Annotated in this window: 24 protein-coding genes; 3 read left to right on the top strand and 21 right to left on the bottom strand. The window is 36.2% G+C overall.

Going from position 1 to position 25,488, the window contains the following annotated elements; translation table 11 throughout:
- Positions 1 to 114: 114 nt before the first annotated feature.
- From AC1TO5_RS17065 to AC1TO5_RS17055, 3 genes are all read left to right on the top strand, one after another.
- Positions 115 to 984 (top strand): class I SAM-dependent methyltransferase, encoded by an 870-nt coding sequence (locus AC1TO5_RS17065; protein WP_482064045.1) that lies wholly within the window; start codon positions 115 to 117, stop codon positions 982 to 984.
- Positions 984 to 1,694: an RluA family pseudouridine synthase gene (locus AC1TO5_RS17060; RefSeq protein ID WP_482064044.1), complete on the top strand. Its 711-nt coding sequence runs from the start codon at positions 984 to 986 to the stop codon at positions 1,692 to 1,694. Before AC1TO5_RS17065 ends, AC1TO5_RS17060 begins: the two co-directional genes overlap by 1 nt.
- Positions 1,695 to 1,779: 85 nt before the next feature.
- Complete coding sequence (locus tag AC1TO5_RS17055; RefSeq protein ID WP_482064043.1) at positions 1,780 to 3,063, top strand: CapA family protein; 1,284 nt, start codon at positions 1,780 to 1,782, stop codon at positions 3,061 to 3,063.
- A gap of 121 nt (positions 3,064 to 3,184) precedes the next feature.
- On the opposite strand, the gene AC1TO5_RS17050 is transcribed toward AC1TO5_RS17055, so the two are convergent.
- The 21 genes from AC1TO5_RS17050 to AC1TO5_RS16950 form a co-directional block, all read right to left on the bottom strand.
- Positions 3,185 to 3,592 carry a MarR family winged helix-turn-helix transcriptional regulator gene (locus AC1TO5_RS17050; RefSeq protein ID WP_482064042.1) on the bottom strand — a complete coding sequence of 136 codons (408 nt, stop codon included), beginning with the start codon at positions 3,590 to 3,592 and terminating at the stop codon, positions 3,185 to 3,187.
- Between the two features lie 193 nt (positions 3,593 to 3,785).
- The gene (locus AC1TO5_RS17045; protein ID WP_482064041.1) at positions 3,786 to 4,550 is read right to left on the bottom strand and encodes a tryptophan-rich sensory protein; all 765 of its coding nucleotides are present in this window, start codon (positions 4,548 to 4,550) and stop codon (positions 3,786 to 3,788) included.
- A 202-nt stretch (positions 4,551 to 4,752) separates the two neighbouring features.
- Positions 4,753 to 5,418, bottom strand: coding sequence for a hypothetical protein (locus AC1TO5_RS17040; RefSeq protein WP_482064040.1), 666 nt, complete (start codon positions 5,416 to 5,418; stop codon positions 4,753 to 4,755).
- The gene (locus tag AC1TO5_RS17035) at positions 5,415 to 5,870 is read right to left on the bottom strand and encodes a VanZ family protein (RefSeq protein WP_482064039.1); all 456 of its coding nucleotides are present in this window, start codon (positions 5,868 to 5,870) and stop codon (positions 5,415 to 5,417) included. The genes AC1TO5_RS17040 and AC1TO5_RS17035 overlap by 4 nt, the downstream gene beginning before the upstream one ends.
- A 3-nt stretch (positions 5,871 to 5,873) precedes the next feature.
- On the bottom strand, positions 5,874 to 6,746 hold the full coding sequence (gene galU, locus AC1TO5_RS17030; RefSeq protein ID WP_482064038.1) for a UTP--glucose-1-phosphate uridylyltransferase GalU: 873 nt from the start codon (positions 6,744 to 6,746) through the stop codon (positions 5,874 to 5,876).
- Positions 6,747 to 6,757: 11 nt separating this feature from the next.
- Positions 6,758 to 7,978, bottom strand: a complete 1,221-nt coding sequence (locus AC1TO5_RS17025; protein WP_482064037.1) for a nucleotide sugar dehydrogenase — start codon at positions 7,976 to 7,978, stop codon at positions 6,758 to 6,760.
- A complete protein-coding gene (locus AC1TO5_RS17020) occupies positions 7,971 to 9,242 on the bottom strand; it encodes a lipopolysaccharide biosynthesis protein (protein WP_482064036.1) in 1,272 nt (423 codons plus the stop codon). The genes AC1TO5_RS17025 and AC1TO5_RS17020 overlap by 8 nt, the downstream gene beginning before the upstream one ends.
- Before the next feature lie 68 nt (positions 9,243 to 9,310).
- The gene (locus tag AC1TO5_RS17015) at positions 9,311 to 9,871 is read right to left on the bottom strand and encodes an acyltransferase (protein WP_482064035.1); all 561 of its coding nucleotides are present in this window, start codon (positions 9,869 to 9,871) and stop codon (positions 9,311 to 9,313) included.
- Positions 9,872 to 9,968: 97 nt separating this feature from the next.
- Positions 9,969 to 11,150 carry a glycosyltransferase family protein gene (locus tag AC1TO5_RS17010; protein WP_482064034.1) on the bottom strand — a complete coding sequence of 394 codons (1,182 nt, stop codon included), beginning with the start codon at positions 11,148 to 11,150 and terminating at the stop codon, positions 9,969 to 9,971.
- Positions 11,150 to 12,445: an O-antigen polymerase gene (locus tag AC1TO5_RS17005; protein WP_482064033.1), complete on the bottom strand. Its 1,296-nt coding sequence runs from the start codon at positions 12,443 to 12,445 to the stop codon at positions 11,150 to 11,152. Before AC1TO5_RS17005 ends, AC1TO5_RS17010 begins: the two co-directional genes overlap by 1 nt.
- A gap of 64 nt (positions 12,446 to 12,509) precedes the next feature.
- Entirely contained in the window at positions 12,510 to 13,640 is a 1,131-nt protein-coding gene (locus tag AC1TO5_RS17000) for a glycosyltransferase (protein ID WP_482064032.1), read from the bottom strand.
- On the bottom strand, positions 13,641 to 14,795 hold the full coding sequence (locus tag AC1TO5_RS16995) for a glycosyltransferase family 4 protein (protein ID WP_482064031.1): 1,155 nt from the start codon (positions 14,793 to 14,795) through the stop codon (positions 13,641 to 13,643).
- Positions 14,796 to 14,818: 23 nt separating this feature from the next.
- Entirely contained in the window at positions 14,819 to 15,571 is a 753-nt protein-coding gene (locus AC1TO5_RS16990) for a GNAT family N-acetyltransferase (RefSeq protein ID WP_482064030.1), read from the bottom strand.
- Entirely contained in the window at positions 15,561 to 16,190 is a 630-nt protein-coding gene (locus AC1TO5_RS16985) for a sugar transferase (protein ID WP_482064029.1), read from the bottom strand. Before AC1TO5_RS16985 ends, AC1TO5_RS16990 begins: the two co-directional genes overlap by 11 nt.
- Before the next feature lie 26 nt (positions 16,191 to 16,216).
- A complete protein-coding gene (locus AC1TO5_RS16980) occupies positions 16,217 to 17,416 on the bottom strand; it encodes a DegT/DnrJ/EryC1/StrS family aminotransferase (protein WP_482064028.1) in 1,200 nt (399 codons plus the stop codon).
- A gap of 101 nt (positions 17,417 to 17,517) precedes the next feature.
- Positions 17,518 to 19,368: a polysaccharide biosynthesis protein gene (locus tag AC1TO5_RS16975; RefSeq protein ID WP_482064027.1), complete on the bottom strand. Its 1,851-nt coding sequence runs from the start codon at positions 19,366 to 19,368 to the stop codon at positions 17,518 to 17,520.
- Between the two features lie 21 nt (positions 19,369 to 19,389).
- On the bottom strand, positions 19,390 to 20,088 hold the full coding sequence (locus AC1TO5_RS16970) for a CpsD/CapB family tyrosine-protein kinase (RefSeq protein WP_482064026.1): 699 nt from the start codon (positions 20,086 to 20,088) through the stop codon (positions 19,390 to 19,392).
- The gene (locus AC1TO5_RS16965; protein ID WP_482064025.1) at positions 20,069 to 20,833 is read right to left on the bottom strand and encodes a YveK family protein; all 765 of its coding nucleotides are present in this window, start codon (positions 20,831 to 20,833) and stop codon (positions 20,069 to 20,071) included. Before AC1TO5_RS16965 ends, AC1TO5_RS16970 begins: the two co-directional genes overlap by 20 nt.
- A gap of 124 nt (positions 20,834 to 20,957) precedes the next feature.
- A complete protein-coding gene (locus AC1TO5_RS16960) occupies positions 20,958 to 23,360 on the bottom strand; it encodes an S-layer homology domain-containing protein (RefSeq protein ID WP_482064024.1) in 2,403 nt (800 codons plus the stop codon).
- A 49-nt stretch (positions 23,361 to 23,409) separates the two neighbouring features.
- Entirely contained in the window at positions 23,410 to 24,414 is a 1,005-nt protein-coding gene (locus AC1TO5_RS16955) for a stalk domain-containing protein (RefSeq protein ID WP_482064023.1), read from the bottom strand.
- A gap of 24 nt (positions 24,415 to 24,438) precedes the next feature.
- Positions 24,439 to 25,203 (bottom strand): tyrosine-protein phosphatase, encoded by a 765-nt coding sequence (locus AC1TO5_RS16950; RefSeq protein WP_482064022.1) that lies wholly within the window; start codon positions 25,201 to 25,203, stop codon positions 24,439 to 24,441.
- Positions 25,204 to 25,488: the final 285 nt, after the last annotated feature.

Here is a 25,488-nt window from a genome sequence, read left to right as displayed (position 1 = left end):
AAGCCCTTCTATATTAAATATATAACCCTACATTGATAAGATTGCTTTCCTTCGTTATAATAAGCGATGATAACATATCTCGACAAGACTTACGATTAGGAAGGAATTAATTGAATGTATATAGCAGATCAATGGACAGATTTTGAAGTAATCGACACTGGTGAAGGTGATAAGCTAGAACGTTGGGGGAATTACGTACTTCGTCGCCCCGATCCTCAAATTATTTGGCCTATCCAAGACGAGAATGAGCAATGGCGCAAAGCAGATGCTCACTACCATCGCAGCAATTCTGGCGGCGGAGAATGGCAGATGAAAAATGATAAATTACCGGAGCGTTGGACCATTAGCTATAAAGAGCTTCGTTTCCATATTAAGCCGACTAGCTTCAAGCATACGGGGCTATTCCCTGAACAAGCAGCGAACTGGAGCTGGATGATGGACAAGATCCGCCAAGCTAACCGCCCGATTCGCGTGTTAAACTTATTTGCCTATTCAGGTGGAGCTACAGTAGCATGTGCTGCTGCAGGTGCTGAAGTATGTCATGTTGACGCATCAAAAGGCATGGTACAATGGGCGAAAGAAAATGCTCAACTTTCTGGACTTGAAGATGCACCAATACGCTACATTACGGATGATGTTTTCAAATTCGTACAGCGTGAGCAACGTCGTGGCCGTACATACGATGCCATTATAATGGACCCTCCGTCTTATGGACGTGGACCAAAAGGTGAAACCTGGAAGCTAGAAGAGAATTTATTCCCATTCCTGCAGGAATGTACAAGTATTCTTAGTGATAATCCATTATTTTTACTTATTAATTCTTACACAACTGGACTTTCTCCTACCGTTCTAGAGCATTTACTAACGATGAGCATGCAGAAAAAATACGGCGGAGAAATTAACTGTGGAGAAATCGGCCTGCCCATTACAAAGTCTGGTCTAGCATTGCCTTGCGGTATTTTGGGTCGTTGGGAGTCCAACTAATGCAGATCCCGATCATCTACGAGGATAATCATATCATTGTTGTACAGAAGCCGCCTGGTATCCCCTCACAAGAGGACGAAACAGGCGATGCAGATATGCTTACATTACTTAAAGAGGATATTAAGATCCGCTATGAAAAGCCTGGTAATGTCTACTTAGGTCTTGTTCATCGACTAGATCGCCCTGTTGGTGGTGCAATGTTGTTCGCTAAGACTTCCAAAGCGGCTTCTCGCTTGTCTGAAGCAGTGCGTAGTCGTTCATTCGATAAAACCTATATATGTGTCGTAGAGGGCGTCCCATCGACGCTAGAAGCCGATCTATTGCATTATATCGTCAAGGATACTCGCATAAATCAAGTAACAGTCTACAATGCACCAACACAAGATAGTAAAGATGCCAAATTAAGCTATAAAGTACTACATCAAGCGAATAGTCACAGTCTAGTAGCTATCAAATTATATACGGGTAGACCTCATCAAATTAGAGCTCAAATGGCTCATATTGGTTGTCCTCTTGTCGGAGATCAGAAGTATGGAAAAGTTGTACAACAACGCTATTCTCAAATCGCGCTTTGGTCAACTTCAATTACTGTCGCTCATCCAACAACGAAGGAACCGATGTCGTTCCAATCGATACCGCCAGAGCAGCAAGCGCCATGGTCGCTGTTTAGCCAGCAACAATTAACACAAGCTGCCCAATATTTTCTCTAAAGAGGAAGTTCAATGCCGTTCGATCGTGTCCTTGAATCGGTCGAACGGTTTTTTTTGACCAAATATTAATAGAGAAGGTGAACAGATGAGTTCGAGATCATCATTGCCTAAGCGTAAATTGCTTTGGCTTCTAAACGGTATATTAATACTATTTATACTCATTGCTATCGTAGCTTTTTTCGTTATAATTAATGCGAAACAGTCCGAAGATCTTAATAATTTGAATACACCAATTAGTCAATCTGGCAATGAAACAACGGATGAATCTACCATTATTGCTACACCATCACCTCCCCCTGAACCTACACCTACACTCCCTGAATATACTGATGCGGTTTGGATCGGCGTTGGCGATATTATGAGTCATACACCACAACTACCAGGCGCCTATAATAAAGAAACAGATACGTACGATTTCACTCCGTTTTTCGAGCCGATTGCCTCTATTCTTGAAGACGGTAATTGGGTGATGGCGAACCTAGAGACGCCAATTGCAGGAAGCGAGTTCGGGTATACTGGTTACCCTACCTTCAATGCACCGACCGAGCTAGCTGAAGCTTTATGGAATGCAGGATTTAATCTACTGTCTACTGCCAACAATCATTCGCTAGACAAAGGCGAAAAAGGTTTGTTGCTTACACTAGAAAATGTCCACAATATTGGTTTTACAACGGCTGGTACTGCTGCTTCACTGGAAGAGTCCCAAGCTTCGACCATCATTGAGCATAACGATATTGCTATGGGAGTATTATCGTATACATACGGTACCAATGGCATTCCGATCCCAGCCGGCAAAGATTATCTTGTTAATTTGATCGATAAAGATAAAATCATTGCAGATATGAACCAATTGCGTGCAGATGGCGCTGAAGTCATAACGATTGCGCTTCACTTTGGCAATGAATATCAAACACAGCCGAGCGAGGAACAGAAGTCATTAGCGCGTGAGTTGATTGCTGCTGGTGCTGACATTATTGCCGGTTCGCATCCACATGTGCTCCAGCCTTATGAAATGCTATCGACGTTCGATGAAGATGGTAATGAACGACAAGGACTAATCATATATTCCATGGGTAATTTCATCTCCAATCAACGTGGTGAATCCAAAGATTATGGCGTAATCTACAAAGTTAATATACGCAAGCATTATGAATCAGGAGCCATTGAATTAACGAATGTTGAAGCAACTCCGACATGGGTACATCGCTACAAGCCAGACAGCTATAATCGCTATCGTATTCTACCCGTTGCTGAGACATTAGAATCACGAGATGACTCGCTACTCAGTTCGAAGGATTACGACGCGTTAGAGAGCAATCTAGCGATGCTGAACAAGCGATTAGAATCGATGCAGGCGACAAAGCAATAACTAACAATAACAAAAAGATATCCTAACGCCCCTCCATATTCATTGTAGAATAGTGAGTGAACTGCGTAAGATATCTTTTTTTGTTGCTGTATCTATATGCATCCCATATTATGTATGTAATCTATGATGTACTAGCAACTTTCCCAAGCAAGTAAACGAGCAGCTGTTGATTATGAGCGGAAATGTTATCGAGCGACTGTTCAATAATGTCTCGCTTAATCTTCGATCCTCTTTCAGTCTCAGCTTGTCCCTTATCTGTTACTTCAATCCAAACAACGCGGCGATCCTTTTCATCTCGCACTCTAATAATTAACTCATTGCGCTCCATGCGATCAAGAATTGTTGTAATTGCTGCAGGCGTCGTTGATAAATGCTGGAGCAAATCAGATGGCTTCATCGGTGAGCACTCTAGCAGTAATTCCAAAATATTTAATTGCCCTTCTGTTAAGGGTGATAGTTCTTGTTCCAGCGTCAATTTCCAATCTCGTGAAAGCTTATTCCATAATTTTGAGAAATCCTCTGATACCATAGCTTACACCTACTTCCTGACAATATTATCTATTCCTTATTATACTGATATTAAATGTCGAAAGAAAGATTAATGCAATTAATAGTTTACGCTAAAAACTGCTACATTATACAAATCTATTACACCATGTAACAGTTTGCACGAGAAAACTGTAGCAATTTGGCTTGAAAGCGTTGGTAGGATGTTCTTTGGTCTATGATATATATTTCTTTCTCCATCTCTTCGCAACTAGAAAGATAGCATTAATGAATAAGACACCTCCTAATACAAAGGCAGTAATTGCAACAGCAGGAACTGCTTGTTGATTTACACCAATACCTATAAATGCCCAAACAAACACTAGCACAGCAATCGGATCAATATTTCTAAAACCTATAGCTAATGCAAGTAATGTAGCTACAAGAAGCATTAATATTGTCCAAGCTATATCACTTACTCCCCATCCCTTCCACTGATTTGCATATAGTGCTACTGCAATGTTAACTATTGTCGCAACACATATCCAACTAAGATATAAACTAAAAGGCGCAGACACGAACCAAACATTTATTTTGTTTTGTTGCGCGACGATAAACTTTTGTGTCGCAATATATATTACAATTAATGTGATTATTAACGCTAACATTATAAATACGCTACTCGTTATCTTCTCAAATTGCCATAAAATTATCCATAAACTGTTGAATAGACAACTAAGGTAAAAGTAAGGACCAACCATTTCACTAACTTTATCTTCCCTACCTTTTCTAGTGAATGAATAAATAACAAATCCGATCAGAAATACATAGATCAGTGACCATATTATAAAGGTGTAACCTGCTGGAGTAATTAACACTGGGTATTGGGCGGATATTTCAGCCGTTGTCCTACCTCCAATCTTGCCTCTCGTGGCTGCAAAATTAATGATAAGCATCACAATGAGTCCAATTAAGTTTATCCATTTATAGTATTTCTTCATATATAACCTCTCAATCTTCATCGTTTTAGTATACATATTCGACTATTAATCATTTTAGTATACGTCAAATCGGCATATCAACAAAAAAACCTCCAAGATTGTAGCTCATATCTTACGACATGAATTACTATACTTGAAGGTTTTTCATCTGACAAAATCTATTCAATCTACTTGTTCGAAGTATTAACGCGTCAAGCTCGTACTATTCCTCAGAAACCTCGGCATAGGATTTGCCTTGGCTCACGCCATACTTCGCTGCAATCGCAATAAGCTGATCGTACTCATCCTCTGATAGCTTTTCCAGCATTAACGTTCGTGCTTCCTTTTTGTCTTCAACGGATAATCCACCACTCGCTAGCGACTGGATCGTTGCAAGATCAGAAGCAGATAATCGCTTCGTTAGAATCGAAACCACTTTTGCCTTTTCGCCTAGCGTTACGTTCTCTTCAATTTCCTTTGCCTTATCGGTAGAGACGGAAGCACTGTAACCGCCTGTATCTTTGTCACCCTCTGATGGTTGACTTTGACTTGAATCGGGATCAGGAGCAACCGTTCCCGTGCTGCCTCCACCTTCACCATTATTGCCAGTAGATGGCGAGGAATCATTGCTTACAGGAGTATCATCTGAGTTATTAGAGTTAACATCGTTCGAATTAGTATCTTCATTCTGCGAAACATCAGGGCTATCTAGTGTCGGTGCATTATCCGACTCGCCTTCGGCTCCTGTATTGTCCATAATCTCAGCACCTATACCGCTCATCGAGCCTAGCATCTTATCAATCGCATAATTCGCTGCAAAAGCTCCACCGATAGCAACTACTACTAGAATTGAAGCTATCCATATTACTACCTTTTTCCATTTTTTCATCGTTTCCATCTCCTACTGACTAACCATATAATTGTGATGCCAAGGACTACGCCTAAGCTGTCAATACCAACATCCCGTACACTCGCACCTCTACCATTGACAAAGAGCTGATGTAATTCATCTATGCTCGCATAAATAACTCCACCAACCATAGTAATTAAGATAGACCTCTTCCTACTTAAGCCACTGACTAGACATAAAGTCATCACCAAGATGGCTAGTACACAGTAGAACGAGAAATGTGCAGCTTTACGCAACTTATGATCCCACTGCTTTATCGTAATATCCGTTCCTGTCAACTTCTCATAAATATGAATCGTATGCTCAGCAATAGTCGTACTGAGTTTAGCAGAACTTGAAGCCGGTTGATTGGATAGTAGAAATATTGATATAAGCAGAGCAATAACAAGTCCCCATAATATTAGACGGAGAGTTTTTCTATTATGTTGCATAAATTATCCTTCTACGTTCACAATTGATTTTAAGTATGCCATAAATGGTTCGCTAAGTTCTTCTCTTCTTAAAGCGTATTCCACCGTCGCTTCCAAGAACCCTTGCTTATCTCCAACATCATAACGACGTCCTTCAAATTCGTATGCATAGACCGCTTCGCTACGAGATAATTGATTAAGCGCATCTGTAAGTTGGATCTCACCATTCGCACCTGGAGGCGTTTGTTCAAGAATAGTGAAGATTTCAGGCGTAATAATGTAACGTCCTAAAATCGCAATATTAGAAGGTGCATCCTCCGTCTTCGGCTTCTCAACCAATTGATTGACACGAGATACGGAATTGTCTATCTTCTGTCCATCGACGATCCCATACTTATGTACATCCTTCTGTTCCACTTGCTGCACGCCTAGCACAGAGCTATTGTAATATTCATACACATCTATAAGCTGCTTAAGACATGGCTTCTCACTGTGGACGATATCGTCCCCTAGCAAGACTGCGAAAGGTTCGTTGCCAATGAAGCTTTTGGCACAATAGATCGCGTGTCCGAGCCCTTTAGGTTCCTTCTGACGGATATAATGTATGTTTACCATGTTGGAAATTTTACGTACCTCTTCAAGCAGATCAAACTTGCCCTTTGCCTCAAGTTCAAGCTCTAGTTCAACTGATTTGTCAAAATGATCCTCGATTGACTTCTTATTGCGACCTGTAATAATAAGAATCTCATCAATGCCTGATGCAACAGCTTCTTCAATAATATATTGTAGGGTAGGCTTGTCCACGATTGGGAGCATTTCTTTCGGTTGTGCTTTTGTCGCAGGTAGGAAGCGAGTTCCTAGACCTGCTGCTGGGATTATTGCTTTGCGAATTGTCATGTGGAGCCTCCTTAAAGTTTGTACACACCTTCAAAACTACAAATATTCTTCGTATCAAGTATTAACTTATTTCTACACAGTTCTAAATTAAACTTGATATGATCATGTGCTGTAAGAATAACAATTATATCTATATCATCAATAAATTTAGTGAAGTCAAAATACTGATTGTCCACAATCATATTATTAACCAATGGGTCATATACTTTAACTCCAAATGCTAAATGTTCATCCATTCTTTCAAGAAGTTGAAGTGCGGGACTCTCCCTTGTATCGTCAACATTTTCTTTATATGCAAGGCCATACAGTCCAATTCTTGATATATCTCTAATATTATGCTCTTTCATGATATCTCGTATTCTACTTAATACATGTGTAGGCATAGAATCATTTATTTTTCTTGCTGTTAATATTAGATTTGTAAGATCCGGGTAATCTCCCACTAAGAACCATGGATCTACAGATATACAATGACCTCCTACACCTGGACCCGGTTGCAAAATATTTACTCTAGGATGCTTATTAGCTATCCGAATAATTTCATATACATCCATATTATCTGTTCGACATATCTTGGCAAGCTCATTAGCAAAGGCAATATTAATATCACGATAAGTATTTTCAACTATTTTGGACATTTCTGCGGAACGAATATCAGTTATAACTATTTCACTTTCACAAAAATTTTCATATAATTCTTTTACTTTCTCTCCAGTTTCTAAATTATCAGTACCAATTGTTCTAGAATTATGCTCTAGTTCATATAACATGTTTCCTGGAATTATTCTCTCAGGGGCATGACAAAGATGTACATCCTTACCGATCTCCAAGCCTCTATCGATAATAATGTCTCTTATATGACGATCAATAGAACCTGGAGAAATGGTAGACTCAATAATTATTATTGCACCTGATTCACAATGATCTAAGATTTTGTTTACTGCGCTAATAACATATGAAGGATCTAATTTCTTACTAGAGTGTATATATGGTGTGGGAACAGCAACAATATAAGTATCCGTTTTCTGATACTCAGTTGTAAATTCAATACCATTGTTTCTTGCCTGTTCAAATAGCTCTCTCAAACCTTCTTCTTCAAAAGTGAGTTGATTGTTATTTAATGAGTCGATGATCTTCATATTAAGATCAGTTCCAACTACCTTTATTCCGCTTTTAGCAAACATTAATGCAGTTGGTAATCCTATATATCCTAACCCTATGACATTAAGCATTGTTATTATTCATCTCCTGATCTTTACTAAGTCTATAAATAACTATGTAAAATACTATATAAACTAATGAATATGAGATTGAAACATATGTTAAGAATGCTTCTATACTTTGATCGAATATAGCACAAATAAAGTATGACACTAGCGATGAAATAATAAATAAAGATTGCATGAGAACTTCCAACTTTTGCTTACCAACAATCATTAATGTTGGAGATATGGCAGAAACTATTAATCTTATTCCGTACATTGGTGCTAATATTTGCGCGAATTCCCCTGCAACACTCCAACCTGGGCCAAAGAAAAATTCAAACAACTTCGGGCTAAACAAAAGCAAAACAATAACCATGGGTATTGAAACTAACGCTAATAACATTGTCACTTGAGTAATCAATTTATTGAAATTTAATTTACTTTCAAATAATTGTGAGGCATTTCTGAAAAATACTTTTGATACGTTAATACTGACTAAGCTTAGTGGTAATGCTAAAATTCTAAATGTCATTGAATAATATCCAAAAACAGCTAACCCAAAAAGACCAGTAATAAAAAAATTAAGTAAAGAATAAGATAAAGAATTAATAAAATGCGCAGGAAAAGCATAAAATAACTGATTTTTATACTTAATAAGAACATTCTTTATTCTTATCCAATTTCTAACACGATAAATATCTTTTTGAGATAAAATAAATTTACTTTGAGTTTTTAATCCGAAGAACATACCAATTTGTTGTGATACTACCAGACCTATTGTTTCAAGTTTTAATAATCCTAATGTGATAAATCCTAAATTTTGAAAAAACGTTCTTCTTACATAAACTGAGGAGATTACTTTATATTGTTGATGTCTGTTGTTATAATTATCTAATATATTTATTATGGCTTGAGTGAGTAACATTAATATAATAATATAAGACCAGCCATTTAGTTCTTCATATATTTGAGGGTTAAATTGTAAATAAACAATATAAATAACCGAAAATATACCACCAAGTACAATGGCTACAATCAAACTTCCCCATATTAAATCTATAGCTTCATCTTCATTTGAAGCTAATACAATAGCAGCATCGTATTTTGCTGATATGACTGGTCCAAAAATAGATATGAAAGTTAGTAATAAACTATATATTCCCAATTGATCAGGTGTATATATTCTCGTTATTACTAGAGATCCAAGTATTGTAATAAGTTGAGCTATTGAGGAACCTGAGATCAGTCTGATAATAGACTTAACAAAAGGGGATGCTGTGTTCGTTTCCATACATATATCATCCCTCTACAAAATTACTCTTATTTAGTTTATAGACAATGTGCAAAATATTTCTTTTCTTAATCAATCTGTTTTATCATTTTTGCCGGTACTCCAGCAATCACACAGTTTCCCAAAGGAAAGCTCTTAGAAACCACCGCACCAGCACCAACGATAGTTTTATCTCCTAGGACAACTCCAGGTAATATAACTACATTCATGCCTATCCAACAATTTTCTCCAATGACAATATCTTTTGCCGCATCATGATTATTAAGATCATACACGTCATGGTTTTGTGTTATTAACCCTACGTTAGGTGCAATATAACTACCTTTACCTATTATTATTTCTGCACTGCTCCACGTTTGGAAATAACATCCATAATGTTGAAAATTGTTCATATCATTAACATCATATATCAGTTTATTAATATCACCAAATACGTTATTATGCGAGACAGGAAAAGGTACATGACGATTGGCACCAAGAAACTTTTGAAAAAGTAGACTTCTCCAACACCATTTCCATCCAACAACCGTCTTATCAAACCAACGTCCTCTTAGATACTTTTTATCAAAAAATAGTGGCATTATACATCTTGAAAATAAAATAAATATACTTTTTATAATACTTTTCATAAAAATAAACATCTCCTGATTTGAACTATCTATTCACAAAAAATATCTATTCACTTATTACCACTATTATCCAAATACTATTTTATAGATAATAAGTTCATAATTTATCAGATATAACCTTGCCAACTAAGCGTTCGGCAATTGTCTTTGCAGAGAAATAATCTAAAGGTTTGAAATTTTGTTTAAAGTTAATTATTTCATTCATTTTACTTCGAATGTCTTCTGCCTTATTCTCACAAATATAATATCGTTCAAATTGAGAGAAATAACTTGCTAACTGCTTACTATGTTCCCCATCAATTATAAGTAATATTGGCTTATTAGTAGCTGAGTAGTGGTATATTTTACCAGGTATTTGAGTTCCTTTTTTATTACATACACAAATCAATAAATCTACTTCTGCCTCTAATTCCCTAACAATATCAATACTTTGTCTCGACATACAATTAATGTTATCAGTATTGGTTATTGAAATGTCGGAATTTCCAATAAGGTGCAGCTTAATTTCACTGTCTATTATTGAATTGATCAATGGTGTAATGGTTCTATCCTTACTATAATAATCTCCAAAATAACCTAAAGTATATTGTGAATTGTTAGTTACTTCATATAATAATTGTTCATTATACGGTATTGGTTCAAAAACCATCTTTTTCTTTAGATCAGGATATTTTTCTTGCATTACAACATGGGTAATAGGAGATACGTAAATTGATTTATGACATTTTTCTATAATTCTTCTTTCTTCACGTTCAACCATCCAAGTCGGTAGAAGTGTATTTTTATTTACATCGATAGCAAACGGATCACCCCAATATTGATACCACAACTTAGTTATATTCGGGTATTGGCTTATTAATTGTTCAGCTATTAAGTGTGATGATTTGGGATCAGATGAAGAAATAACTAGGTCAAACTCCTCATTAGCAAGAGATACTGGAATTCGCTTTGCTAATCTTGCTCGAGAATCGTACAAGGACAAACATGTATACACTTTATATGCAGTAACCTTAAGCTTCGATTTTAGTTTATCTAATAAAGATTCTACCTTCTTTGAAGTGAATTTAGTATGAATTGTTCCTAATTCCATCCAATATCGGTCTTTAAAGTCAGTTCTCACCATTGTTTTATCGTAGTAACTAGATTCTATTTCAGGAATAGAACTTAACGTGGAAATCTCAAAACCCATTTTTTGAAAACCGGTAATAAGTGCTAAATTTCTCATGTTTGCAGACGAACTGTATTCTAATGGAACAGATGTGATATATAATATTTTCATTAATTTTTCACCTTTCCACTTGAAATTAATACACCAATAACGAGTGCGATAAGTAAGAAACTCCTTAAAAGCGGCTGAATATCTGCAGCTTGTACAAATAAAAACAGAAGCACATTAATTGAACTACTGACTAAAATATAAGCGGACTTTTTTTCCCACTTTGATAACTTAAAATCTATTTTCGCTAATATTACACCTAGCAAATATGAGAAAATAATTACCCCCAATAAAGAAAATTCTATAATCGAAAATGTAATTAGATCATTAGGTATTCCACCAATCAACTTCCAGTTTTCGCCTAGAAAATAATGAGCTGTAATTTCATATGAAATACTAAAGTTAATTCCAGGTACAAATGAAATAATAGATGTAATAAAATCTTGTCCATATCGAATCCCGTTTTCAGTAACGATATCAAGAGAATTCACGAGATTTTTGTACGGAAATGAAAACTGATATAAATAACTGCTATAGTTGCTAGAATAATCAACCCAAACTCCATTACTAAAATATAAAAATATACTATCTAAAATATCCAGAAGTGGTAGAGAAACAATTCCTATAATTAGAATTATTGACCATGGATACTTAATTCTCCTTTTCAGTAGTGGTATAACAAAACAAAGAAGATAAGCTAACAATGGAGCTCTGCCTGCATTAAACAAATAAAATATCACAGCTATAGGTAATGTGCAAATCATTAATATCAAATATTTTTTGTTATATGATTGAAATAAATACACCATCATAAAAAAAATGGGGGTAAGAGTAATTAGTCTTGCAGGAATGATTAGTATTGAAGCATAGTACGGCATAAACTCTGTTAATTGCGTGTTAAAAGATCTAGCTAATTCAGAGATAACTAATGCCTGTCTAACGCCACCTAATGATCCTAAAAATATAATAAAACTTAATCCACCAATAATTAATGAAACCCAACCCACCAGCTTAGAATATCTAATTATAATTAACGATTTTGACTCAATTGCTGCCGTAGAACTAGACATCCGGTTAAATGTCCGATTATATGTTAAATAGAAAATGGATATAAATACAAGCACAATAACTTGATAGAAAAAGAGCTTACTTGTATTGTAGTCATACAAATATATCTGAAGGGTAGAATATTCTCTCATTTCATCTTTGTTTATTAATAAAAAAAAGGGAATGATCATGTAGAAAAACATTATTGAGAACAATAAACTCGTAAATGCATTTGCCCCTTTTTTGCTACTGCGCTTTATTATAATAAAAGTAGTAACTCCAATTGATACTAACAACATAATAATAAGCATAAAATTGAAACTCCTTGTTTAAAAGTTATCTATATCTGTCGCATTTCAACTTCACAAAATCAATTCATTGTATTAATCGGAGATATATTTTTTGAAGTCTACTTTTCATCTCTAACCAAGAGTATTGATCAAAGTATAATTGTTTCATTTTAATGCTAATTTCTGTATCATTAACAAGCGGTTCTATTTTTCCCAGTCCTTCTATTAATCCAGTTTTTGAATATTCAATGGTAACTCCAAATCTGTACTTCTCTACAACATCAGAAAATCCTGTAGTCTTTGCCATAATAATTGGTTTTCCTAACATTAATGCCTCATAAAACTTATTTGGAGCAGCATAGGTGTGGTTCCGAATTGCAGGGTTATAGCAAGCTATCATAACATCACATTGGTTTTCAAGCTGCAATACCTCATTATATTTCATTTTTCCATAATAAAAAATATTATCTGACTCTATTGATGCTTTTTCAACTTTGTCTTGAAGTTGACCAAACCCTCCGATATGAATTTCGTAGTTTTCATTTTCTTTGACAACTTCCATTAATTCACCTATTAATCTATCCTCACTTAATATTCCTACATAAACAATTTTAAGTTTGTTATTTTTTAATATCTTTGAATGCTCAAACAAGTCTTGTGAAATTTCTTCTGGTGCATTGTGGATTATAGTTAAGTTTTTGGGGTATGTCTCTTGTATCTGGATTAATCTGTTTTCAGAACATATAATTACTTCATCCGCATGATTAATAATATAATGATCAATTTTCTGTATGATATTATGTAGCTGATCAGGAACATTAAATGCATCCACATAATAATCGAAAATATCATAGACTAATTTCTTTTTATATAGCTTTTTGAGTATCAGACTCATGAGTGCCGTATCAAAATCACATGCATGTATTATATCAATTTTTTTTTTGTTTTTAGTTACCCACTTAAATATAGCTAATTGGAATTTCAATAGTGGTCCAATGTTATTTTTCATTCCGCCACCATAAGTTGCTTTGATTCCAATCCTATTAACAATTATGGATTCATTGACTTGTAGTTTAGATGTAACAATTGGGTGATCTTCTTCTCTATTCCATGCAAATATTTCTACATTATAACCTTCATCTATAAGAGCTTTCACTTCCTTTTCGACTCTTGGATCAGGATCAACTGGATTTGATCTTATAACTAATATGTTCATTTAACTCTCCCTTAGATGAGAATATTCGTAAGTGCGTGAAAGCTCTATGTCATACAATTTACTCATTCTCTCTTGAATTACAGATTTCGAATATTGCTGAACTAATTTTTTGTTATTTTGGCCTAATATAATGCGATACTCCCTATCATTTGAAAGAGACTGAATAGCTTGGGCTAAATCACGAGCATTATGTTGAACTAAGATTCCATTAACATTATTAATTACCAAATCTCGATTACCTCTACATGAAGTAGCAATGATTGGTAAACCCGATCCCATGGCTTCTAAGATATTTAGTGGTAACCCTTCTTGCAATGATGTAGAAACTACAACATCAGACATTCCCATTAACTTATCAACATCATTACGGTATCCAAGAAACTTTATTGTATCTTCAAGATTAGCATCTTTAACTAATTTCGTTAAATGTGCTTCGAGTACACCAGTACCTACTAATAACAATTTCATAGAGCTTCTATTCTCTATCAAAGAAATTGCGTGGATTAGTAACTCTTGGTTTTTTCTAACAGTAAGTTCACCGACATAGATAAGAAGCCGATCATTTGCAGCATAACCATATTCTTTTCTTAATTCATCTTTTCTTTCAATAGACACTGATCTAAATTTCCCTGTATCAATCCCTACTCCAGGAACATATTCTACCTGAGGAGCTAACAATTTATCTTTTGCTGTATCTTCATCTTCTTTATTTATCGTAATAATACAGTCTGTGTATCTAGAAAGAAATTTTTCAATTTGAAAATATACTAACCAATTTTTCTTTGGGGCTCCTTCAAAAAAATGAAAACCATGAGCAGTATAAATTACTTTAGTGCCTTTTTTCCTGGTTTTTCTAGCAGCTAATCTCGTAACTGCACCACCAGAAGGAGATTGAGTATGAATTAAATCAAAATGTTGTCTCTGGAGTAAGGTTTCTAGTTCCCCCAATGCCTTCCAATTTTTAAAAGTGAATGGATTTCTATCAAAATTAATTTGATGTTTCGTAACTCTAGGATCTTCAAATTTGTCTAGATCATCATCGAAGTTAGCAGCGACATGAACCACATGCCCCATTTGTAATAACACTTCATAATCTGAATGACCAAATTTATAAAAATGTCTTCCTAAGTGTGCCGTAACTAGAACATGGGCCATAAATAACACTCCTATACTTTATTTCAACCTTTGTTCCACATGTGATATATAGACGAGCAGCTCGTATAGCGATATCCACTTGAAATATAAAAGCCTATAGCTGATACATTATTAGCTTGAGTACCTACTTTAATTTTAGTCATCCCTTGTTGAAAAACATATTGTTCCATATGTTCAATTAATGTAGTTCCTATTCTTTGCCCTCTATATTCTTCATTAACTGCTATTAGTTCTATGACACCTAGGTTATTAGCTTTATCTAACTTAAATAGTAAATAACCCATGTAAATATTATTTTCTTCTACAACTACAAAGTATTTATCATTTCTATTAAATGCACTCTGTGTCCAATGAGAGTAAATAGCAAAAGCTTTACCTTTATCTAAATTAGAATCATTGAAAAATCTAGAATATTGGAATGACAAATCAGCTAATCGGATAATATCTATATTTTCCTTGATATTATTATTGATTTTAACCCGCTTATCAGTTTTAATGTTTATTTTTTCCATCTTCTTAGAAAATTGTATATTCATATCAGCTAAAAATAGATTTGAGCAATGTCCTAATGCTTGATTATTTTCATTAATATTTCCTTCATTAGAAATCGTTATAAACTCAAACTTTTCACAGTAATTAGTAATCACTGAAAATTGACTGCTATTAAGCTGTGCTTTTAAATTAACCCTGGCAGATTTCACTCCAAAATAATCAGAATCCCAATCTAAAGCAAAGCAATCGTATTGCATTGTTGATAAAAAATCATTATTTATCATTAATATTTACACCTCTTGTATCATTAGTTTGAGCAGAGATATAAACTCCTTTTTTGTTCATAATACTATCAATTGTCTTAAATAATATTTTCACATCAAATATTAAAGATAAATTTTCAACATAATAAACGTCATTTACTAATCTGTCTTTCCATTCATTTGAATTTCTAAAGTATGCCTGGTTGTATCCAGTAATTCCTGGTAAAACTTCCAATTTTTTAATTTCCTTATCTTGATAATAATTAATATGCTCTGGCAAATCTGGACGCGGTCCAATAACTGACATATTTCCAATAATAACATTCAATATTTGAGGAATTTCATCAATACTCGTTTTCCTTAACATTTTCCCCACTTTAGTTAAACGAGGATCATCTTCTGAGTTAAAGGTAGAACCATCTGGGTTTCTTATATCCCCCGCATTTACTTTCATCGTTCTAAACTTATACATATTATATAATTCACCTTTTTTCCCAAGTCTTTGGGCATTATAAAAGATAGGTCCCTTATCTTCTATATATATTAATGGAGAAACAATTAATATTATTATTGCAAAAAAAGGGAGAGCTAATAAGGATAATAATAAATCAAAAATTCTTTTTAAGATCTTGGCATACATAGATTAACCTCACTTTTCACTCTATACTAAACAGATAGTAAACTAATTAAACTTTCAGTTACAAATTCAATATCTTCATTATCTAGTTGAGTATGTAATGGTAGTGTAATTTCATTTTTATACATTTCGAATGCATTTGGATAATTCTCAATGCTAAATCCTAAGTCTTTATATGCTGATAATAATGGCAACGGCTTATAATGAACATTTGTAGAAATCCCTTTTTTTGCCATTTCTTCTATAATCATATTTCTATATTGTTCATTTTTATTGTGTATTCTCACTAGATATAAATGACCACTAGAATTAATGTATTCAGAGTAATGCTTCAAACTTGTTACTTTCAAATCTCTTAATTTGTAATCATATAACTGGATCATTTCTTTTCTTTTTTCAAGAATATGACCGTATCTTTTTAATTGTACTAATCCAATTGAAGCCATAATATCCGTCATATTGCACTTATAATTTGGTGCAACAATATCATACTCCCAAGATCCTGCATTTGTTTTAGCTAATGCATCTTTCGTCTGACCATGAAGTGATAAGAGCATATATTGACGATAGATTTCTTCATTATCCATCCCAGCAACATCTCTCCAAGTGACAGCTCCACCTTCAGCAGTAGTCAGATTTTTAACTGCATGAAATGAGAAGGATGTGAAATCTGCAACTTCGCCACTCATTCTACCTTTATATGTAGCACCAATAGAGTGAGCTGCATCTGCTAGTACAATAACCCTACCAAACAATTTTTGTGTTACATTAGATGGTCTAAATAAGTGCTTCTTACTCTCAACAGCTTCAAAAATCCGACTATAATCACACATTACTCCTGCAATATCTACTGGAATTATTACTTTAGTTTTTTCTGTTATTGCATCTGCGATTGCGTCATAGTCAATATGGTAGCTATCTTTTCCAGTGTCTACTAACACAATAGTTGCTCCCACATGATGAATCACACTTGCTGATGCAGAATATGTATATGCTGATGTAATTACTTCATCACCAGGACCTACTCCCAACATCCTTAATGTCATTTCCATACACGCAGTAGCTGAGTTCAACGCAACAGCTTTAGAGGTATTACAATACTTTGCAATTTCTTTTTCGAATTTTTTAGTTTTAGGACCCGTTGTAATCCAGCCTGATCTTAATGTATCTACTACTTCCGCTATTTCTTCTTCTGTAATATCCGGAGGTGAAAAAGGAATGTTTCTCATGTCTAATCTCCTATATTGGTATTCTTAATTATGTATCTCTCACGCAAAAGGGAGGCAGTAGCATTATTGCACTCCCCCCATCCTCATTAATTCCTTACGCATTATGAACTCGAAACAAGAACCCTCTTATCTTCCGTCTTCTCCCTAACATAAGTAGGGACAATCCGAGACAGTAGCTCTTGAATAATTGCACGATCTTCACCTAATATACGTTCTAACCGTCTTAACTCTAGTTCAATATCTTCACGATTGAAGGATGCGGGTCTTCCAATAAAGATACGACTATGCTCTGTATCGGTCATTCCTTCTTCTTCCAGCAGCAGTTCCTCATACAGCTTCTCACCTTGGCGTATGCCTGAGTATTTGATTTCAATATCAACTTCAGGCTCATAGCCAGATAGACGAATCAAGTCTCTAGCAAGGTCTGCGATCTTCACGGGTTCACCCATATCAAGGATGAAGATTTCCCCACCATTGGCATATGCACCTGCTTGAATAACAAGTCTGGAAGCCTCAGGTATCGTCATAAAGTATCTAACCATCTCAGGATGAGTAACGGTTACAGGTCCACCTGCAGCAATTTGCTCCTTGAATAACGGAATAACACTGCCGCGACTTCCTAATACATTACCGAATCGCACCGCGCTGAACTTCGTTGCACTTTGCTTCGCTAAGCATTGAATAAACATTTCTGCAATTCGCTTCGTTGTCCCCATAATGCTAGTAGGGTTAACAGCCTTATCAGTTGATATTAATACGAAGCGCTCTGCTCCATAAATATCTGCACATTCTGCCACATTACGTGTTCCGAATACATTATTTTTTATGGATTCTGAGGGGTTTTCTTCCATCATAGGCACATGCTTATGCGCAGCCGCATGGAAAACTACATGTGGCTGATGCTGTCTGAATATTTGTTCCATTCTCTTACGATCTTGCACGTCTGCAATGATTGGTACTAGGTTCTCAACTTTATCCTTCAATTCACGATGAATTTGATAGATACTATTCTCCCCATGACCGAGCAACAATAGCTTACTCGGTTTGAAGTTCATAATTTGCCGACAAAGCTCTGAACCGATAGAACCACCAGCCCCTGTTACTAATACAACCTTATCCGCAATATATTCGTCAATTCCATCATTTTCAAGGACAACTGGCTCACGCCCGAGCAGATCCTCAACTCCGACATCACGGATCATACTTAGCTCGACTTTGCCTTCTAGTAATTCACTAATTTGCGGAACCATCTTCAGCTTCGCATTCGTTTGCTTACAAATAGAAATTATGTCTGATATTTGCGTACGGGACGCCGATGGTAAAGCGATAATAATATCATCTATTTGCTGTTCATTGCAAATTTTAATAATATGTTCTCTACCACCAATAACATGAAGACCTAGCACTTTTTGTCCCCATTTTCTCGGGTCATCATCAATAAATCCAACCGCTCCTTGATTAGAGGCCGCGTTCATCTTAAGCTCGCGAAAGACTAATACACCACATTGACCTGCTCCAATAATTAACGTCTGTCGTTGCTTATTAGTCGGTTTGATGTAATTGTCCTTAATAATACGAAAGATAAACCTTGAACCCCCTATTCCTAATAGAGCTAGCTCATAGGTGCGGAATCCAATTGAAATAGGTACACGTCCTGGAATGACGAGTGAAGTAATGGTATATGCTAATAGAATACCTATCGTTACAGCTCTAAAGATGAGCACAACTTCACCAATACTAGCAAATTGCCAAGCACGACGATATAGTCCATGCTTATAAAGTACAATTAAGCCTATTACTATAGCGATCCCGCTATATATAGCGGCCTGCCGGATTTCTACCGAAGTAAGAACTGCATCAAATCGAAATAAATATGCCAATGCAACGCAACCCAAAATAATACTACTATCTACTATCATAAGTACTAGAGTTCGCATCCGGGAGTAGCTCATATCTTGCCTCCATCATCTCTACTAGTCTTCAGTTTCTCCATAGTAATAGTAGTAGTAGTTATCATTTTTCTTCTTCTTAACGTTGTTAAGGACTACTCCCAAAATTTTAGCGTTTACTCTGTCTAGCTTTTCTTTGGCATCAATGGCTGCACTACGCTTTACTTGCCCAGAATCGACAACTAAAATGACTCCATCACAATTAGCAGCAACCAATTGTGCATCAGTTACAGCTAGAAGAGGCGGCGTATCTAAAATGACAATGTCATATACTTGCTTTAGCCCGTTTAACACTTTAATTAGTTGATTAGACCCTAATAATTCTGCTGGATTCGGCGGTATTGGACCAGAGCTAATAATATCGATATTAGGAATATCCGTCGCTCTAATTACTTCCTCTAAGCCCGCTTGCTTGGTTAAGACATGCGTAATGCCAGCACGATTGGTTACGTTGAACGTTTTATGAACGGTTGGCTTACGTAAGTCTAGTTCCATTACCATAACTTTATGACCTGCTTGTGCATACGTTACCGCAATGTTAGCAGCCGTTGTGGATTTCCCTTCCCCTGGACTAGCGGAAGTAACCATAATGACTCTTACTTCATTATCAGCAGCCGAAAAACTAATATTCGTTCGTAAAGTTCGGTATGATTCACTAATTGGAGATTTTGGATTGCTAAGCGAAATAATGTTACGCTTCGATTTACTCGGTGAATGTGACATTTTTGCTCGCCTCCGCTCTATTAGATCTCGTTACCCTTGAAGGTGTTTTAGCAGCTCCGACTTTAAAATCGTCTGCAGTTAGCCTTGGTATACTAACTAAGACTGGTAAATCCAAATATTGTGCAACATCCTGTGGATCTTTAATCGTATCATCCAAGTATTCTAGTAAAAAGGCGATGCCCACTCCAAGCATTAAGCCAATAACAATACTTATTGCAATATTAAGCATTGGGTTTGGTTGTACTGGTGATGGATTTTCACTAAGCTTCGCTTCATTGAGAATAGACACATTATTAACGGTCATAATTTTCGGTATTTCTTGAACGAATACAGCTGCTACATCGTTAACTAGCTTAACCGTCGTTGCATGGTCATGATGACGAGCGGAAATCGTTAATACTTGAGTATTATTTACTGAAGAAACTGTAATTAATTGTATGATTTGCTCACCAGTTAATTCAAGGTCTGAATTAAGTTCGGCAACTTTATCCGTAATCGCTGTTGTTTTAATAATTTGTTTGTATGTATCGATTAACCTCAGGTTTAGATTGACACTATTCAAATCAAGTCCACTAGCTACTTCGCTATTATTGTTGACTATTAACATAGTTTTCGATTCATATTCTGGCTTAATAAAAAAATAACTAACAACTGCTGTTACCAAGGCTAGTATTGCAACAATCACCCCGATTAACTTTAGTCTTTTCTTTATTATCTCCACATAATCTCTAAGCTCTAATTCCATTTCTCGAACGTACTCCCGTCTATACATATTCTAGTTATTCGTGTTGTTGGGGGTCTCAACTGCATAATGTTCCAAAATAAAAAGATTCCTCCCCCCAGAGAAGCAGAGGAGGAATCTTGTGCTATTATCTTAAGTTCAACAATTTGTTAATAACGACAGCTGCTTCAGCACGAGTAAATGTTCCTTTTGGATCATAAACGCCTAAGCCTTTACCTTGAACAATTTCCTCTTGTGCAACAAGTGCAACACCTGCACGATGCGCTGGAACAACTTCATCTTGGTCTGTAAATACATTCAATGTATCATTCACATCACTAACTGGTTTGTAGCCTAATACTTTCACAAGTACGTTGGAAGTAATTGTTGCCATTTCACTTCTTGTAATTGGTGCATCAGGATCAAACGTAGTGCTTGAACGTCCATTGATAAAGCCGTAAGCTGCTGCTGTTGCTACAACAGATTGGTACCAGTCACTATCATTCACGTCAGCAAATGCTTCAGTATGACTAACTGCTTCGATACCTAGTGTTCTAACAAGCATAGCTGTAAACTCAGCACGAGTAATTTCCGCACGTGGAGCGAATACTCCTTCAGCGCGTCCAACAATAATACCTTTCGCAGCTGCTTTTAGAATATCATCCTCTGCCCAAGCAAGTTCACTAGTATCCTTGAACGCTACTGGGTTCTCAACAACAACATAAGATGAGAATGTATTACGCATTGCAGAGAATTGCGTTTTAGCCGGGTTATAAGAACCACCCAAATTAATTAGCTTGCCGTCTTCGATTTTCGCAAGTGTTAAGTAATTTGCATGTGTAACACTTCCGCTATTTACTGGAAGAACCAAACGAGCTTGAGCTTTGAATTCATGCTGCTCATTACCTTCTGCATCAAATACCGAAACATTGAACACATCAGATACTTGTTTCATTCCTGCTTTTAATTCCGGAGTGATACCAGTATTCTTTGTAATTTGTAATACGCTATTTCCTTTAAGCTCCGTAAGAGGAACTTCGATTATAACGCCATTAGAAATTACTCCAATTGCGTAAATACCTTTCGCTTCAAGAGCGTTAAGTAGCTCACTAGAAAGTACTACTTTAACATCAGCCTGATTACCTACAGATAGATTAAGAACCGGTTTAACTGGATCCGCACCTTCTACTACTGCTTGAAGTGCTGCATTAGCCGTTTTCACAATTCCATCTACTTGGCTTAATACATTACTTAAGTCTGCCGCTGATAGCTTCAATTCAGCAACGCCGTTATTATAAGTTAACTGACCAGCAGCATTTACAGTCAGTGCAGCTCTTAATTCGTCTTCAATCAAAGCGCGAAGTGCGAATAGATCTTTATTTGTGTCTACTTCTCCAATTTCCACTAGAGCAGCTTCGATTTTCGCATTAATGTTTTGAGCGATTGCAGTTGCGTTAGGTACTAGACTTAGTTCAGTATCAATGAATTCGCCACCGCCAACACTAGATGCAGGTCTCAATGTTACATTTTGAGTAAATACATCGGCACCACGTAATCCAACAGGGATTAAATCAGTTCTCAACGTCGCTTTTACAGTAAAAGATGTAGCAGATGTTATTGGTGTTGCAGTTGTTGCAACTAAGTAATCACCCTCTACTGTAAATGTCAAGCCAGGCGCTGTAAATTTGAATGCATGAACAGGAAGACCTTTTATTTGCGCTCCCAATATTTTGAATTGAGGGAAACTGTATTTTGTATTACTTAAGCGCTGTGGAGTACCTAGTGCATCTTGATTAACTAGCCCAGCCTTAACATAAGCAAGTCCTAGTGCAGCACCAGCTAGCTTAAGTTCTTCCTTATTTGTAGCGTTAGCTTCTATTTCTGTTTGCATAATAACAAGATCAGCCTTTAATGCCGCTTGATTTGGATATAGTTCACGTAAAAACTTTACAACCTCTAGGTTAGTGTTACCCCAAACCGCTGGGATTACTTCATCTAAGCTTAGAGAAAATGCTGCCATTGCATCTTCAACGCCCACAATATTGCTTATGTCAGCAGTGCGAACTTTCGCAAGCACCTGTTTCTCAAGCTCAATTACGAAGTCTGCAACATCTTTTTTATTAAGAGTAGGATAGTTTGCTCCATTACCAAGCTCTACAGCCAACTCATTCAGTTTAGCGTTTAATCCATTGCTTAAATCTGAAGAACCATCTGTATACATTTCTTTGATCAAACCTTTAATAACTTCCTTGACTAAAGTTTCAGCAGCCGTTTTATCAACGTTAGAATCAAGGCCACTCCATAGTCCAGGTAATAAATCAACGGCATCAGTATTATCCACGATTGTATTGATTTGAGTTACTGCAGGATTTATTAAAGCTTTCAAATCATCGTCAATTTGTGTATGAATACTATTCCATTTTTCAACACTTTCAACAACTACTGGATCTGCTGCACTCACTTTATAAGAAACAGGGCCAAAAGTTAAAGCGTTAGCTGCAATCAATGCTACAGCGGATAACATAATTGTTTTTTTAGTCATTTTCATCATTTCATTATCACCTCATATATTATTATGACGAAATCGTCATCTGAAACTATTAACCTAAAAACTTCGCATACATAGCAGCCTTAGTATCATCGTATTTTTTTTGGAATGTGGAAGCTTCATCGCCGCTTTCATATCCATGCTGCTCTAGCTGTGAATTCATACTACTAATTGCTGCTCCAAATTGCGTATCGCAATCATCAACTGCTGCAAATCCTTGATTAATGTAAGTTTGCTTATCACTATCTGCTGCGGTTAAAAACTTGTTATAAAGCGAAGACGCTTTTGTTGAGCATCCCGACTGCAATTCTTCCAACTTTGTCTGAGTTGCAGCTATAATACTTGCTCTTGTAGGCTTAGTTGGATCAATTGCTCCCGCTCCTGGATCAGTAGCACCAGCACCAGAACCGCCAGGCTTCTCACCATTTTCACTACTGCCGTCGCCATTACCATTACCTGTATTCGAATCCCCTTGATTCTTGGCAAGCTTCATAGTAATACTTTTGGCAGCTCCATTATAGGAGATCGTACTGTTTGTTTGCGTTGAGAAGTATCTAACAGGGACATACACAGTACCTTTATAATTGACAGTGATAGCATCACTAGGTGCTAGTTGTTTTACCCCATAAAACTTATAGCTCGTTTCAATCGTGTTCTGAGCTATTTTCTCAGTACGTCCAACTGATGCTGGCTTCGTGATATCTGCATTCGGAGTCAAATATTGCTGTTTGAATTGTTGCAGCTGTTTCAATTGTGCTGCTGTAGGGTGATCAATATTGACAGTTGCGTTAGCTTGATCCCATACGACCCAATTCTCAAACAAATAGCTCGCAAAGCGAATTGGCACATAAGTACGCCCTTTGTAGACGAATGCCTGTTGATCCTTCGGCGTGTGGTACACCTTACCATCCACGATAAAATGCATATCGATCCGTTCAACAGTGAGAGACTTTTGACTTGCCGCTTCACTTATTGGCGAACCAACAGCGCTGCCTCCTACTACCAAAACTAGTAAAAGCGCGATGGTTTGTACCATTCTTTTTACTAATAGATTCATTTCTCTCCTCCATTTTTGAAACCACTACCAAAATTTGTACCAGCTACGCTTAGCCATCAAAAGATTTTGTTGTTCGATAGCTTCATTTTGTAGCAATAGCTCTGCGTTTGTCTGATAGTAATCAACAAACTCTTTGCCTAACTGGTCATTAATTAATTGGTATGCCTCAGAAAGGATACATGGTCTAGTCTGTACATTATGTGCGTCAGTTGCAATGAAATGAACAAGTCCTTCCCTACACATAGCAAGAGATTTCTTTTGAATAGATTTCCCTAGTTGACCTGTTATTGAATTGGTCGTCATCTGAGCCAATGCTCCCTCGCGAACTAAATCTTTCAATCTAGTACTATCATTAGCAAGCTCTTTGTTACGTTCCGGATGTGCAATAATCGGAACCACACCTAATAGACTCAACTCATACATGATTTCTTCAGCTAGATCAGGTACATGTGAACTTGGAAATTCTACCAGCAAGTAACGACTATTATTAAGAGATTGCAAAAGACCCTTCTCGTAATCTAGCATAAGGTCCGAATATGTACGAACTTCTTGCCCAGGATAAATATGTAATGGTATATTATAGTCTACTAATTGCTGCTTCAACTGTTGAACAGACCTCTCTATCGTCACTCGTTCATTAAAGAAGTGATGAGCCCGATGATGTGGTGTTGCCACAACATGTTGAATTCCATCGTTCACTGCTTGTCTTGCCATCGCAATTGCCTCTTCCATATCCAAGGCGCCATCATCAAGATTTGGCAGGATATGACAATGTACATCTATCATCATCTAATTCCTTCCATTGAGGTGTTCTCATAAGTGTAATATAAAACCACAAGGTTTTCCAGTAAAAAGCTAAGTATTTTTACACTACTAAGTAAAAAAGTGACAAAATCACTACTTCTTCACAAACGATCCCGTTACAAGATTTTACAAATGGTTCCTTATTCCTACAAACGAAAATTATCCAACATTTTTCGACATGGCCTACATTTTCAACTATTAAAAAAGATATTCTCAATTAGAATGACATCATCAAAACAAGGGTTCTCCTACATGAGGAGAACCCTTGTT

This window comes from Paenibacillus sp. Y930 (assembly GCF_056786375.1).
Note: the sequence above shows the minus strand (reverse complement) of the source record. Positions and strands in the feature narration are given on the sequence as shown.